Raw genomic sequence first — 14,104 nt, forward strand, 5'->3', positions numbered from 1 at the left:
GATAATAAAAAGCAAAGCTTCGGCTTTGCTTTTTTTATGTCTTTAATTTATATAATATTCATAGAGTTAATTTATTTTTAGGGACTTGCATGTCAAATGCTTATCAGCTCATTTGGTTTCGCCAAGATTTGCGTATACATGATCATGCAGCTTTATGGCACGCCAGCCAGCAAGGACCTTCACTCGGTTTAGTCATCTTATCGCCAGAGCAATGGAAACAACACGCCGATGCTCCAATAAAAATAAGTTTTTATTTACGACAACTCAGAACGCTTCAGAAAGAGTTAGCAGCACTTCATATTCCACTAGTTATTCAAGTCATTCCCGATTGGAAAGAGATCGCAAACTTTATTTCTGATTTCAGTAAGAAATATAATATTGAAAACGTGTATGCCAATATCGAAATAGGCGTAAATGAATTAAAAAGAGATAAAACGGTACAAGACTATTTAAATCGGCATGGCAAAGAACTATTTTTATTCCATGACCGTACTATTTTTCCTTTACGTTCAATCCGTAACCAATCACAACAACCATATCAAGTATTTAGTGCATTCAAAAAAGCTTGTTATACAAAGCTCGACACAAGCGGTTTACCTCAATGTTATCCGGTCCCTAATAAACAAAATGAAGTACCACTAGATTTTTTACAGGGGAAAAATATTGATTTAGACGAAATTGAAAAACTATTTTGCTCATCTCTCTCAAAAGAACAGCAAGATTTATGGCCTGTTGGCGAACAATACGCATTAGAACAATTAGATCAATTTATTGAAGAATCGGTTTGTCACTATAAAGTCGAGCGCGATTTTCCTCATATACAAGCTACAAGTAAGCTTTCACCTTATTTAAATATTGGTATTTTATCTATTCGACAGTGTTTACAAGCACTCTTTCGCAATCAACATGGCAACTTTCACTTAGTCAATGAAGGCCAACAAACATGGTTAGACGAACTTCTTTGGAGAGAGTTCTACCAACATATTTTATTTGATTTTCCGCATGTTTCTAAACACATCCCGTTTAAGAAAGATACTCAGAAGATTAAATGGAATCATAATCCAGAACATTTAACCGCATGGCAAATGGGTCAAACCGGTATTCCTATTGTTGATGCTGGGATGCAACAACTTTTACAAACAGGCTGGATGCATAATCGAGTACGTATGATTACGGCCATGTTTTTATGTAAAAATCTTTTGATTGATTGGCGCATTGGTGAACAATGGTTTATGCAACATTTAATTGATGGTGACCTCGCCGCAAATAATGGTGGTTGGCAATGGTGTGCCTCAACAGGAACAGATGCCGTACCTTATTTTCGGATTTTCAACCCAATTGCTCAATCAAAGAAGTTTGATCCGGAGGGAGAATATATTCGCCAATGGGTGAAAGAATTGGCTCATTTGGACAATAAAACGATTCATGAACCCTACTCAAGCAAAACCGATCTTGGTTTAAATTATCCAAAACCCATAGTAGATTTAAAAGAAACACGCCTTAAAGCAATTGAAACTTTCAAGAATATTTAGATAACAATTGAGTCTGCTCTGTTTATTTTTGATGAAAAATTAATAACAAGGTTTGACTATACAGTGGCTTTAATCTACAAATAAACATAATAGATACCTAAAAAGGGCAGAAACAACAACTACTTCGCAAATCAACACCTTTCATTATAAAAGTATAAAAAAATTAACATTACAAAAAAGGTAGCATAGGCCACATGCAACAAAAACACCCCGGTAGAACACTCGTCTTATGGATTATCGCAGCTCATCTATTTATGGGAATGGTTGCATACGAGTGGCTGCCTGTGAGTTTTAGAGGAAGTTGGATTTTTATTCTTCTTCTTTTAATTTCAGGTGCTTTTTTAGAAGTCGGTTTGTCTTTAATTGTAGGTTTAGTGGCTTTTATTGGAGTTGCCGTATACTTTTTACTCGACTTAGGCGCACAAACACATATTGAACGTCAGTTACTTTTACTATTCATTATTCCCCTAATTCCGCTCTTTCTAAGTGCTGTACGCCACAATATTGAAATTAATGTACAGAAATACCGTGATATTCAAAGCTATGACCGAAATTATCGCCGCGATATTTTCCCGCTAAGTGCTTTAAAATACTTTCAGCGTAGTTTTTTTAAATTACTTGATCACCACAATGTACAAGATTATGAAGTATTCGAAATTCGAATTCTTAATCGCAGTCTGATTAAAGAAATGTTAGGCGATGATGTCTGGAAAACAACTCAAAATGAAATGATTAAAATTTTGAGCCAACATGAACCCAACGAAATTGTTTTCCAGTTTGCAGATGATGATCTGGAAAATATTTACAGTATTATGATTCGCCAGCAGAAAACAGAAGAAGACCCTATATTCTTAAAAAAATTAAAAGAAATTACGACTTTGCGTCTTGAGGTGGAATACAAAATTGTTCCTATTCCACCTGAGGAGATGAGCTAATGTCTAATCTTCTCAATATTTGTGGAATTGTAATCGCCTCTAGCCAATATCCAGATGCCACATTACAACAGTTCTATCGACAATATTATCATTGCGAAATTAAAGCTGAGCAAATAAAAGCCGAGGTTCAAAGTCCTAGTGATCTTTCCATGTTTTTCCCTTACCAAGATACGTGGTGGCCTGTCTTTACAATTGATCAGATCAGCTCTGAAAGTTTCCAAAAGTTTATCCATAACGGAATTAGACCCGGAATTATCTTGCCAGACGAAGTATTTGGTTTTCCACACTATTTCTTGTTAAAAGAAGCAGTAAGCCAAGGTGCTATTCCTATTGTGCTTTTTAAAACTGAACAACCTCAATATTTTGCCGCAAAAGCAACTTTTTCGACCGCTATTGGTTTACGCCCAATGGCTGCTTTTGTGAGTACGGGATGGGATGAAAATTTAATTTCTCAACCAGCAGGTAGTTATATTATCCAGCTAAATTCAGCAAATTTACCATTACCCTCAAGAGAAGTCAGACAAGGCCAACATTTATTTTACTCAGCCAAGGGTTTTAACGGTCATGTTTCAGGTTATGAAATTATTATTAATCCCCCTGCCGATTTACCCCTATCTAATATTCGATATCCTCAACTCGGCATTTCTTGGAACTTTAATAATATTGATTATGAGAGTACTCCTGAACATGTAAGTACGAATCTTATAGGTTATATATTTATTGTTTTAAGTATTGTTGTTGTTCCACTTGACCTGATTTTAACAACGACGTATCCAGATCTACTCGGTACATTTGGTAGCTATATTTCATGGATCTCCTTAGTGGTCGGGGCAATTTTATTATTGCTGCTCATCTCTTCTATTATTAGGAGGGTCCGTAAAAATGGCTCCAATTGATATCCTGTTTTTATTTGGCTTTTTAGGTATTTGGATTCCACAAGCATTTTGGGCATGGTTAAGCTATCAAGCGTGGAAGTATTCCAAAACGGCTGAAAAAGAGCTGCAAAACTTACCAATACCAGAAAGATGGCCAGTCTTAAGTGTTTTGATCCCTGCTTATAATGAAGGCGTTGTGATTGAGGACACTTTGCATGCCATTGCTCAACAGGACTATCCGACAGAGTCTTATGAAGTCTTACTGATCAATGATGGCTCCAAAGACAACACCCTCGAAATCGCAGAAAACCTCGCAAAAATTTATCCTTGCATAAAAATTGTCAATGTACCCAAAGGTATGGGTGGTAAAGGTAAATCAAGAACGCTTAATAATGGTCTTCCCCATGCCAAAGGTGAGTTAATTGTTGTTTACGACGCCGATAGTACCCCTGAACCCGATTGCGTCCGATTACTTGCCCAAACCTTGTTAGCCGATAAAAAGCTAGTCGCGGTAAATGGCAAAGTCAGAACCCGTAACTGGCAAGATAGTATTTTAACTCGTTTTATTGCGATTGAATTCATCTTTTTCCAATGGATCTTTCAAGGTGGACGCTGGCAACGTTTTGAACTATCAACATTAATGGGAACAAATTATGTCATCTGGCGCGATGCTCTAGAGACTTTGGGCGGTTTTGATGAAAAATCGCTAGTCGATGATACAGAAATGAGTTTCCGAATTTTTATCGGACAAAAACGAATTAAATGGGTTCCCTATGCAATCGGTTGGCAACAGGACCCTCCTTCGTTAAGTGTATTCGTTAAACAGCGCTCACGCTGGACTCAAGGTAATTTTTATGTAACACGCAAATATTTACCTGTAGCACTCAGAACCCCATTCCCAATCGGAATTGAAATTCTAAATAACATTATGTGCTATATCCTTTTTGTACCGGCTTTATTCTGGAGTCATATTACCTTAACGCTTGGCTTACTTGATATTGCAGGTATTTCAGTTCCTGGTCCATTTACACTACTGTGGGGACTCTCATTTTGTCTCTATGTAGCACAAATGTGGTTTACGCTTTCTTTAGAAAAAGTTAAACCAGAACTCTACTTTTACTCGGTCTTATCTTACGTAAGTTACTCACAAATCTTCTTATTTATTGTGTTTAAAGCCGCATTCGACATGCTAAAAAATAAAATACAGGGCAACTCCCTTCAATGGTACAAAACGGAACGTAGCAAGGAGAAAAAATAAATGAAAAAGACTTTTGATCTTTACCAAACAGCTCAAGTGCTCCTTGCCAGCACCAGTTTTTTGCTTGCCATGTCTACTCATGCTTATACATGGAAACTCGACGATATTAGTACCTCGACTAAATATACAGTCGAGCCTCACTTTTTCTATATTGGAAAAGGTGCTGAATGGCAAAACATTCAGTTTTCGAGTGACTACTCAACTGAAAATGACACAACAGTACTCGTCAAATATGACGATAAGCTCATTTATAACACTACGCTTAATGGTGATGGCCAATTCAAATTTAATATTCCTGCCAGCCAGAGCGGTTTTCACCGTTTAGATTTTATTATTCAACAATATGCAAAACCAACGACGCTTAACCAAACAAAAGAAACATTCTGTACAGAAGATATTGATCACTTAACTTATTTGAGTAATTCCCAACTCGACTTTACGCCTGTTCGAAATGAGTACCGTTTAAAAGATCTACCGGACGCTTTATTTAACCCTCAGGCTAGAAGACCTACACCTTTTGTCGGGATCTTAAAATATAACCGTAAAGAAATTACCGAAGCCTCTATGTTGGGCCGATTAGTAAGTTCGTGGAGCTCCGTAACGCCAATTGAATGGGTTGATTCAGGCCAAACCAATCTAAATCCTGAAACGAACTTTATTATTGAAGTGATTCGTTCGGCAAGCCCACTCAAAGGAGGAGCCTTAGTACAAATTGCTAAACCGGCTGAAGGTGTACCGACGCTATCTATTACTTATCACACTCCACAAGAGCTTACCGCTGCCATTAACGGGCTAATTAATCCAACTTATGTGCAACAGCTTGATACGGGTAGCGCTATTTTTCCAACTACAATCTCAGCACCAGCTTGGGCGCAATTTAAAAAAATTGATACGCTTGCAGATCTAGGTATTCAGGATTTTCGACTAAATCATGCCGAAAAGAATTTATTTCTTGATTTTCCGGCAGTATGGCAACCTACTGATATTCTGCAAGGGCAAATCGCACTTCGTATTCAAAGTGGACTATTACAAGGTTCAAATATTACAGCATGGATTGATGGAGGACTTGCAGGAAGTATGAAAACGGCGGATCTCGCATCCGACCCTGTAAACCGACAGTTCAACATCTTTGCCAAGGAAATTTCAAATACAACCAACTTTAGCTTGAAACTTGAAAACTCGGTTATTGCCAATTCTCAATGTTTACCCAATGCTCACGGCTCACTTTGGGTTGATACCGCCAAATCAACGGTAAAACTTCCCCATAAACTTAAAAATGGTGTTGCTGCTCTTTCAATGACCTTAGCCACCAAGCCAACGATTGCAATTGATGACCAATCAGGGGCATTAAATATTGCCATTATTTTAGGACAAGTCGCTAAAAACATGCTGCTGACACAGGCACCAATGCCAGTGAACCTAGTACGCTTCTCTCCGACTTCCCCACAAGCAGTGAATGTGAGAGTGAACAAAGAGATTTATCAGCAACAAGTCTTAATGCATCAAAATATTATTTATGCACCCGCAGCAGCGAATGGCTTTATCGTAAGTTATAACAATAACCGCTTCGATGTAATTACAGACTCTGAAAACGGTGCACAAACCTTTATGCATTTATGGGGAAAAATACAGCATAAAATCCCAAATAATGTGACCAAAATGCTGGTTTCTGAAAACGGCAATATTTATGTTCTTCAAAAATTAATTGTGGGTAATCAAAAAGCGCCATTAGTTCAGCAATCATCATTCTTTTTATTAGTTGTGATTATCTCTGCAATTATGATAATAGTGATCTTCTTGTGGTATTGGTTACGACGTAATAATGAAAAAACAGATACCAATTAAAATAACTGCTTTTATTATTTTAATTATATGTAGTGTGGTGGGTTATGCGGGGTTGTTCAAAAATCATGGGCAACCTCCCATTATTGAGGGTATTTTCTGGCAACCTGACAATGATACTACTCCTCCTAAAGGAAACTGGCATTACTTAGGAATAAATACTTTTGTTCCCCAATGGTCAGTCGTTGAATCTAAATCTTGGTGGAAAAACTCCAATCTTCCTCAATGGGAAAAAGCCATTGATTTACAAAAAATTAAACAGCAACCTTGGGCTAAAAATCTTATATTGGGGTTAGCAGGTGAATATAATGAACACGAAGCGCGTGCTAATGTCGTTGCTTTGGGAGAAAAATCTGCACAAATTATTCAAGAACAAAATGATGCATCTTTAAAAGGCTATTATTTTCCAGTAGAAGCCGACCCAACATGGCTAAGAGTAAGTACCTTAGGACATGTTTTGGAAAAATTACCCTCTCCTATTTGGGTTAGTGTTTATAGTGGTGAAAGTGAACCTGAAAACTACGATTTATGGGTTAAAAGCTGGCTTCCTCAACAAGCAGGCGTTTTTTTCCAAGATGGTGTAGGTGTCGGAGTAAGAACTCCCGAACAAGCTAGACGTATTTTAGATCAACTTGAACAGACACTTGGAAAAGATAAAACGGTTATTGTTTTAGAAGCATTTCGGACCAAGAAAAATGGTCAATTCCGTGCAGCCTATCCTTGGGAAATTATCTCTCAAATTAAGGCGTATGAAGGGAAAAAAATTTATATTTTTGATGGCCCCCACTATATGGGCCGATGGTCCGTTTATATTGTCGGTCTATGGTATCGACTCGTTTATGGCAGCACACCCGCCACCATAAACGAACCCAAAAACTCAAAATAAATGATCTCTAGTTATAAGTTCTGGCAATTTCATCTAATATTCGCTGGGCAGCACGTCCATCACCAAACGGATTTTCAACATGAGCCATTTTTTGGTAATGCTGCGAATCCGTTAAAAGTTTCTCAGCCTCTTCAATAATTTTCTGCTGATTTGTTCCAACCAATACCCCTGCTCCCACCTCTACCACTTCCGGGCGTTCAGTCGTATCTCTTAAAATTAAGACAGGCTTATTAAATGATGGGCTTTCTTCTTGTAAACCACCAGAGTCCGTTAAAATAAAGGTGGAGCGGTCGATAACGGCCAATAAACTTGGATAATCGAGTGGCTTCACAAGATGAATTTGAGCATGACTTTTAAATTTATCGTGCACTACATTATGTACAGCAGGATTTAAATGTACAGGCCAAATAAAATGTAAATCAGGATGCTGTTTTGCTAAATACTCAACAGCATTACAAATATTCTGAATTCCTTCGCCAAAATTCTCACGGCGGTGAGCAGTTATAAGTACAACTTTATCATTTTGTTTTAATTCAATTCCGTAAGGCTCAAGTTGATTTTTCAAACCCGTCTTTTCAGCTATGAGTTTCCTTCCTAAATACACAGCATCGACTACCGTATTCCCTGTCACTGTAATCAATGAAGGTGGAATCTGCTCATTTAACAAGTTACGCTTTGATTGTTCTGTAGGGGCAAAATGCCATTTGGTAATACGAGAAACTAACTGGCGGTTACCTTCTTCAGGAAATGGATGATCTAAATCATAAGAACGTAAACCCGCTTCGACATGGGCAACAGGAATCTTCATTGAAAATGCAACTAGCCCAGCAGCTAACACGGTTGTAGTATCACCTTGAATAACAATTGCATCTCTTTTTTGACCATCTGTGTAGATATTTTCAAGTTGCGTTAAGCCATGAATTAAAAGCTGATTTAGGCTTTGTCCAGCATTCATAATTTTAAGGCGATGATCAATTTCAACCCCAAAGAAATCTATCGCATCTCGAACTAATTCATTATGTTGTCCTGTAAAAATAACTTCTACCTGAAATCGTGAGTCTTGTTTTGCTAATAAAATTACCGGAGCCAACTTTATGAGCTCTGGACGAGTACCAAATACAATTGAAATAAAAATTTTCTTCATTATTAGAAATCCTTATAAAAAACAAGTTCTACACGAGTATTGTTGTAATGATCTTTTGTATTAACCGGTACGTCTTTAAAATAATTGCCATATAGACGTTCAACCCGTAGTTTTATCGGTTGATAATTAAAAGGCTGCCATGAAATGCCTGGACCATATTCAAATAAATTATTGTAATATTCATCTTCGCTATCCGCTAAGCCATGCAATTTCACATAAGCCTGCACAGTCCCACTCTCACCCTTATAGAGATTTAAACCTGTGCGTAAGCGTAAGTCCCCAATAACGTTATAGTCCTCTCTCGAATAAGTCGCGACATTGCCGTATAAGTCAGTAAAATAATTATCTAAACAAAGTGAATGATCGCAGTTTGATTGTGAATACCATTCTTGATAACCCGTTACACCGCCCACAACACTCTCACGAAATCGCTTTCTATTTCTATCAATCAAGTCATAACTTCCACCAACTTCGACATAGGCTCGCACAGGAATGGAAGTCCACGGTTGATAATTTGCCCCTAACCCTAAAGTGGCTGCATTTTCATCAATAATTTCAGGTCGGACCCCACCTTGTGATTGAGTATCGCGGTTTAAATTAAGAAAGGCATATACTTGGGCTCGCCCGTTATCGATGTTTTTGCCATACCTCATTTTTAAAGGAAAAATAACATCGTCATAACGTGACTCATAAGACGGTGCAAAATAAATATCTCTAAAATATGGTTTAACTTCTCCCCCACTTAAATTTTTAACTGCCTGAGTTGCTTTAGCAGCAATTTCAGGGTCTGAAGAGGAACTTAACTCTTTAAATAAAACCAATGCTTCACGATCTTTTTTCTGCTGATTCAGCAAATAAGCTTCTTGTAATTTTAAGGTGTCATCTTGAGGAGCTAAATTTCTTGCTTGCCTTAAGCTTTGTAAAGCTTCTTTCCTTTTTTCAAGCCGAATCTGTAAATAAGTAAGACTTTTCCAGACTTTAATATCGGTTGGTGTCAGTTTACTAAGCTCAACTAATATTTTTTCTGCTTCTTGCGGTTGAGACTGTTCAATTTTATAAAATCTATCCCATTTATCATAAATAGGGTTACCGGGCTTATATGCAGGGTCGACTTGCTCTTGTGCATAAACTGAGCTTATACCGATCATTCCCAAAGAAGAGATCACTGCTCCCATCAGTAATATTGAATGTGTTATAGAGTTTATTGTTTTGATATTTTTCATTTTCACCTCTACAGTAAATTAGACTTATTAGGGAGGGCAAGTCTTTGGAATGATCAATAAATATTATAATTAAAAATAATAAGTTACATCGTTAAGTTAGGTTAAGGATGTTTTAAAATAATTGTTTAATCTCCATTTTTATTATTGATCTATTCTGTCTTATCCCTAAATTTCCTATAATAATGACATATTTTTTGACCAATAAATTGTAAAATTTCATAGCATTTATAAAACATTAATAAGGAAAAACACATGGCTTTTCCACATCATACAGAGCATCATGCCATTCAGCGCTCAGGTTGGCTAAGAGCCTCAGTATTAGGCGCTAATGATGGCATTATTTCAGTGACTAGCTTAATTATGGGGATGGCTGCAAGTGGGGCAAGCTCACATACTCTATTTATCACTTGTGTTGCCGGGCTCATTTCAGGCGCAACCTCAATGGCTGCCGGAGAATATATTTCTGTTAAATCTCAAGAAGATATTGAAAAATCAGATTTAGCTATTGAGGCAAAAGAATTAAAAAAATACCCTCAAAAAGAATTGGATGAATTAACTCAAATCTATATTTCTAGGGGACTTTCAAAAGAGCTAGCAAAGGAGGTAGCTATTCAGCTTACAACTCATGATGCTTTGGGTGCACATGCCCGAGATGAAATCGGTATTCATGAAAATACGGCGGCAAACCCAATTCAAGCAGCACTCTCCTCAGCAGCTTCATTTTCATTTGGGGCATTTTTCCCCATGCTTGCCATTTTGTTTAGCCCAGAGCATTTAATTATGCCAAGTGTCCTTATTACAGGTATCGCGGCATTAGCAATTTTAGGTGCCCTTTCGAGTTATTTTGCAGGCACTTCTAAAATCAAAGGTAGTTTACGTATTACCTTATGGGGTATTTTAGCGATGGCTTTTTCAAGCTGGATTGGTTCCTTATTTAATGTCACTCCTTTATAAGAGAGTTTTTTAAATAAGACTCTTAATATTTAAAAATTAAATAGCCAATATTATTTGCTCTTCATTCTATTTTCACGTTATGGTGAAGAGAAAGAATTGAGGTGAATAAAATGAGCCTATTACAACAACTTGCAATCAAACATCCAATTTTTCTGGCTCCAATGGCGGGCGTCTCTACTCCTGAATTAGCAGCCGAGGTTTCAAATCAAGGAGGCCTTGGATCATTAGGCTTAGGAGCAAACACACCGCAAAGTGCACGTGAACAAATTTTAAAAACTCAAGCGCTCACGGAAAACCCATTTCAAGTTAATTTTTTCTGTCATCAATCGACTGAGCTTAATGTAGAAAAAGCAAAACAATGGCTTGATTACCTACGTCCTCATTTTGAAAAATTCGGTGCTCAACCGCCCCAAGAATTACACTGTATCTATCCAAGTTTTTTAGACAATGATGATTTTTTAAATGTTGTTTTAGAAACTAAGCCAAAAGCCGTAAGTTTTCACTTTGGTATTCCGCATCCGCATCAAATTAAAGCTTTAAAAGAGGCTGGTATTTTGACTATGGTTTCGGCAACTAATTTGATCGAAGCTCAAGTTATTGAGGCAGCGGGCATCGATATTATTATTGCCCAAGGGATTGAGGCAGGCGGACATAGGGGTATTTTCAACCAAACTTTTGATGGGGCAATTAAAACTAGTGACTTGGTTCAACTGATTGTGCAGCACTGTACACTTCCAGTTGTAGCCGCAGGTGGCATAATGACTGGCTTACAAGCCAAACATATGTTGGGCTTAGGTGCAGCCGCAGTCCAATTAGGGACAGCATTTGTTCAATGCCAAACTTCAAATGCTTCTGCCGAATATCGCAAAGCCCTATTTAGTAAACCTGTAACACAGATTAGTGCCAGTCTTTCTGGGCGCCCTGCTCGAGGGATACTCAACCATTGGCATACAAAAATTGATTCACCTACTCGCCCTGTACAACCTGAATATCCTTATACCTATGATTTAGCAAAGCAACTAAATGCTCTTGCAAGCAAACACCAAGATTACGGTTTTGGTGCTTTTTGGGCAGGAAGTAACGTTGCACAAATACGTGAACTTGAAGCACCTGATCTGGTTAATCAACTGGTAGTTGAAATGCTAGACAGTGAATAGATAAAAATTCCAAGCAACCAGTCTCTATACTGGTTGCTTTATTTTAGTGAGTATCTAATAAATTAACCTGTTCAACCTGAACATCGCTCATCAAATTACCTTCAGCGAGCAATTGATTAAAATAACTCTCAACAACTAAAGCTTGTTCAGCAGTCGTTTCAACTTTATACATATTTTGTCGAAACTCATTACTTGAGCGTAAACCTTTGGTGTACCAAGCAATATGCTTACGGGCAATACGACAACCAGAGTATTCACCATAAAACTGATATAACTCAGACAAATGCCCTAAAAGCACTTCTTTAACTTCTTCAATATTCGGAGCAGCAAGGTGTTCACCAGTTTTTAAGTAATGGGCAATTTCACGAAAAATCCACGGTCGACCTTGTGCAGCCCGCCCAATCATAATTGCATCTGCCCCAGTATAGTCCAGTACATATTTTGCTTTCTCAGGACTATCAATATCACCATTAGCAATCACAGGAATATGGATTAATTCTTTAACATGCTTAATCAACTCATAACGGGCGGTATTTAAATACATATCTTCACGTGTACGGCCGTGTAGTGCTAATGCAGCGATGCCAGCCTCTTCGGCACGCTTAGCCACCCGTAGAATATTCTCTTGGCCATTTAAAAATCCCAAACGGGTTTTTAAAGTTACCGGAACATCAACTGCTGCAACGACTGCATCTAATATTCGAGCTACCAAATCTTCATCTTGTAATAATGCTGAACCCGCTAATTTATTACATACTTTCTTTGCAGGACATCCCATATTGATATCAACAATTTGCGCGCCATTTGCGACTTGGTAACGAGCCGCTTCAGCCAACTGTTCCGGATCGGAACCAGCAATCTGTGCAGAAATTGGAGCTAACTCTCCATCAAAATTAGCACGATAAAGACTTTTTTTAGTCATACGTAAAGTCTTGTCAGCAGTCATCATTTCACTGACTGCATGACCCGCACCGAAATACTTGCACAGCGTTCTAAATGGACGGTCAGTTACACCGGCCATAGGGGCAACAATTAAATTATTTGACAGTTGATAGGGACCAATATACATATATATTCATACAATTGATGATCGGCATAGTATACTTCATCCGCTTGATCAGCTCATCTTTTTATGCAGGTGTCCTCCTCTCCATGAACAAACCGTTGTCTTCCCGTTTTTTATTTAAATCATTCGGTATGGTTGCCGTATGCATGAGTTTAGCTGCTTGTGGAGATAAAGCCTGGTGGTCAAATAATGATGAGCCTGAATTAGAAAGCCAGCAAATCAAACGTCTCATCCCATCTCGTGTGCATGACCGTGAGTCATGGGCTAAAGATATTGATGACATTATGAAAGACTTAGACATTCCTAAAACCAAACAAAATGTCTGTAGTATTGTGGCGGTCGTTGATCAAGAATCCAATTTTGTTGCCAATCCTCAAGTGCCAGGATTAGGACAAAAAGCAGTTGAGGAAGTCAGTACACGTTTAAATGAAAAATTTGAAGATAAGCTTGGTAAAACCATTGGTGGAACAATTGCAGGTTACTTTGAAGAAGTACTAAGAACCCAACCCTCTCCTGACAATAACTATATGAGTCAGATGCGTAAAGTTAAAACCGAGAAAGACCTTGATTTACTTTACCGAGAAATTTTCGACTTTATGGCCAAACACTATCATGTAAGTGCTTTAACTGGCGCAGCTAAATTAGTTGGACAAGATATTGGCGAAAAAATGAATCCGATCACTACACTGGGTTCAATGCAAGTTCATATTAACTATGCCAAAGCAAACAAACGCTCGAGTATGAATACTGCTGCCCTACGTGATGACTTATATACCGAGTATGGTGGCCTTTATTATGGAATTCACCGTTTAATGGTTTATCCGGCAGATTATGATAAAGCCATTTATCGTTTTGCAGATTACAACTCTGGTATGTACTCTAGTCGTAATGCAGCTTTTCAAAAAATGCTAAAAGAACTCACCGACAAGGATATAAGTCTTGATGGCGATCTACTCCTTTACACAAAAGATGGTGATCCACGCGCAACTCAAAGCGAGTCAGAAAAAGAACTAATTACTGTATTTGCTAGTAATAATGTTTTAGTTACACCAAGACAGATTCGTGATGATCTAAAATTAGAAAAAGAGAAAAAGTTTGAGAGTACTCAAACTTATATTGCGCTGACTAAACTTTATAAATCAAAAACTGGCAAAGAGCCGCTCTATGCAATTATGCCGCAAGTGGTGATTTCTGGGCCTAAACTAAGTCGTGACTATAATACTAACTGGTAT

General features: G+C 37.8%; 12 protein-coding genes. 9 read left to right on the plus strand and 3 right to left on the minus strand.

The window, feature by feature from the left end; genetic code table 11:
* Positions 1-89 precede the first annotated feature (89 nt).
* The 6 genes from R5R67_RS07515 to R5R67_RS07540 all read left to right on the plus strand — a co-directional run bounded on the left by R5R67_RS07515 (position 90) and on the right by R5R67_RS07540 (position 7,328).
* Positions 90-1,532, plus strand: coding sequence for a cryptochrome/photolyase family protein (locus tag R5R67_RS07515; protein WP_000063722.1), 1,443 nt, complete (start codon positions 90-92; stop codon positions 1,530-1,532).
* Positions 1,533-1,726: 194 nt separating this feature from the next.
* Complete coding sequence (locus tag R5R67_RS07520; RefSeq protein WP_001186263.1) at positions 1,727-2,467, plus strand: hypothetical protein; 741 nt, start codon at positions 1,727-1,729, stop codon at positions 2,465-2,467.
* On the plus strand, positions 2,467-3,363 hold the full coding sequence (locus R5R67_RS07525) for a hypothetical protein (RefSeq protein WP_000067479.1): 897 nt from the start codon (positions 2,467-2,469) through the stop codon (positions 3,361-3,363). Before R5R67_RS07520 ends, R5R67_RS07525 begins: the two co-directional genes overlap by 1 nt.
* A complete protein-coding gene (locus R5R67_RS07530; RefSeq protein ID WP_000035261.1) occupies positions 3,350-4,600 on the plus strand; it encodes a glycosyltransferase family 2 protein in 1,251 nt (416 codons plus the stop codon). The genes R5R67_RS07525 and R5R67_RS07530 overlap by 14 nt, the downstream gene beginning before the upstream one ends.
* The gene (locus R5R67_RS07535) at positions 4,601-6,445 is read left to right on the plus strand and encodes a hypothetical protein (protein ID WP_000750598.1); all 1,845 of its coding nucleotides are present in this window, start codon (positions 4,601-4,603) and stop codon (positions 6,443-6,445) included.
* Entirely contained in the window at positions 6,423-7,328 is a 906-nt protein-coding gene (locus R5R67_RS07540; protein ID WP_000744216.1) for a hypothetical protein, read from the plus strand. Before R5R67_RS07535 ends, R5R67_RS07540 begins: the two co-directional genes overlap by 23 nt.
* A gap of 7 nt (positions 7,329-7,335) precedes the next feature.
* On the opposite strand, the gene wecB is transcribed toward R5R67_RS07540, so the two are convergent.
* Both wecB and R5R67_RS07550 read right to left on the minus strand, forming a co-directional pair.
* Positions 7,336-8,472: a non-hydrolyzing UDP-N-acetylglucosamine 2-epimerase gene (wecB, locus tag R5R67_RS07545; protein WP_000718062.1), complete on the minus strand. Its 1,137-nt coding sequence runs from the start codon at positions 8,470-8,472 to the stop codon at positions 7,336-7,338.
* Between the two features lie 2 nt (positions 8,473-8,474).
* The gene (locus tag R5R67_RS07550) at positions 8,475-9,695 is read right to left on the minus strand and encodes a tetratricopeptide repeat protein (RefSeq protein WP_000789663.1); all 1,221 of its coding nucleotides are present in this window, start codon (positions 9,693-9,695) and stop codon (positions 8,475-8,477) included.
* A 252-nt stretch (positions 9,696-9,947) separates the two neighbouring features.
* Between R5R67_RS07550 and R5R67_RS07555 the strand changes: the two genes are divergently transcribed.
* Both R5R67_RS07555 and R5R67_RS07560 read left to right on the plus strand, forming a co-directional pair.
* Positions 9,948-10,649, plus strand: coding sequence for a VIT family protein (locus R5R67_RS07555; RefSeq protein ID WP_000885360.1), 702 nt, complete (start codon positions 9,948-9,950; stop codon positions 10,647-10,649).
* A 110-nt stretch (positions 10,650-10,759) separates the two neighbouring features.
* Positions 10,760-11,806 (plus strand): NAD(P)H-dependent flavin oxidoreductase, encoded by a 1,047-nt coding sequence (locus tag R5R67_RS07560; protein ID WP_000055190.1) that lies wholly within the window; start codon positions 10,760-10,762, stop codon positions 11,804-11,806.
* Positions 11,807-11,849: 43 nt separating this feature from the next.
* Here R5R67_RS07560 and dusB read toward each other — a convergent pair whose 3' ends face one another.
* Positions 11,850-12,875 carry a tRNA dihydrouridine synthase DusB gene (gene dusB, locus R5R67_RS07565; protein WP_000275423.1) on the minus strand — a complete coding sequence of 342 codons (1,026 nt, stop codon included), beginning with the start codon at positions 12,873-12,875 and terminating at the stop codon, positions 11,850-11,852.
* Between the two features lie 83 nt (positions 12,876-12,958).
* On the opposite strand from dusB, the gene R5R67_RS07570 reads away from it, so the two are divergent.
* A partial coding sequence (locus R5R67_RS07570; RefSeq protein ID WP_318754798.1) for a DUF1615 family protein occupies positions 12,959-14,104 on the plus strand: 1,146 nt, incomplete at its 3' end.

It is taken from the genome of Acinetobacter sp. OYA S30 (genome assembly GCF_033599315.1).
GTDB classification, from domain to species: Bacteria; Pseudomonadota; Gammaproteobacteria; order Pseudomonadales; family Moraxellaceae; genus Acinetobacter; species Acinetobacter baumannii.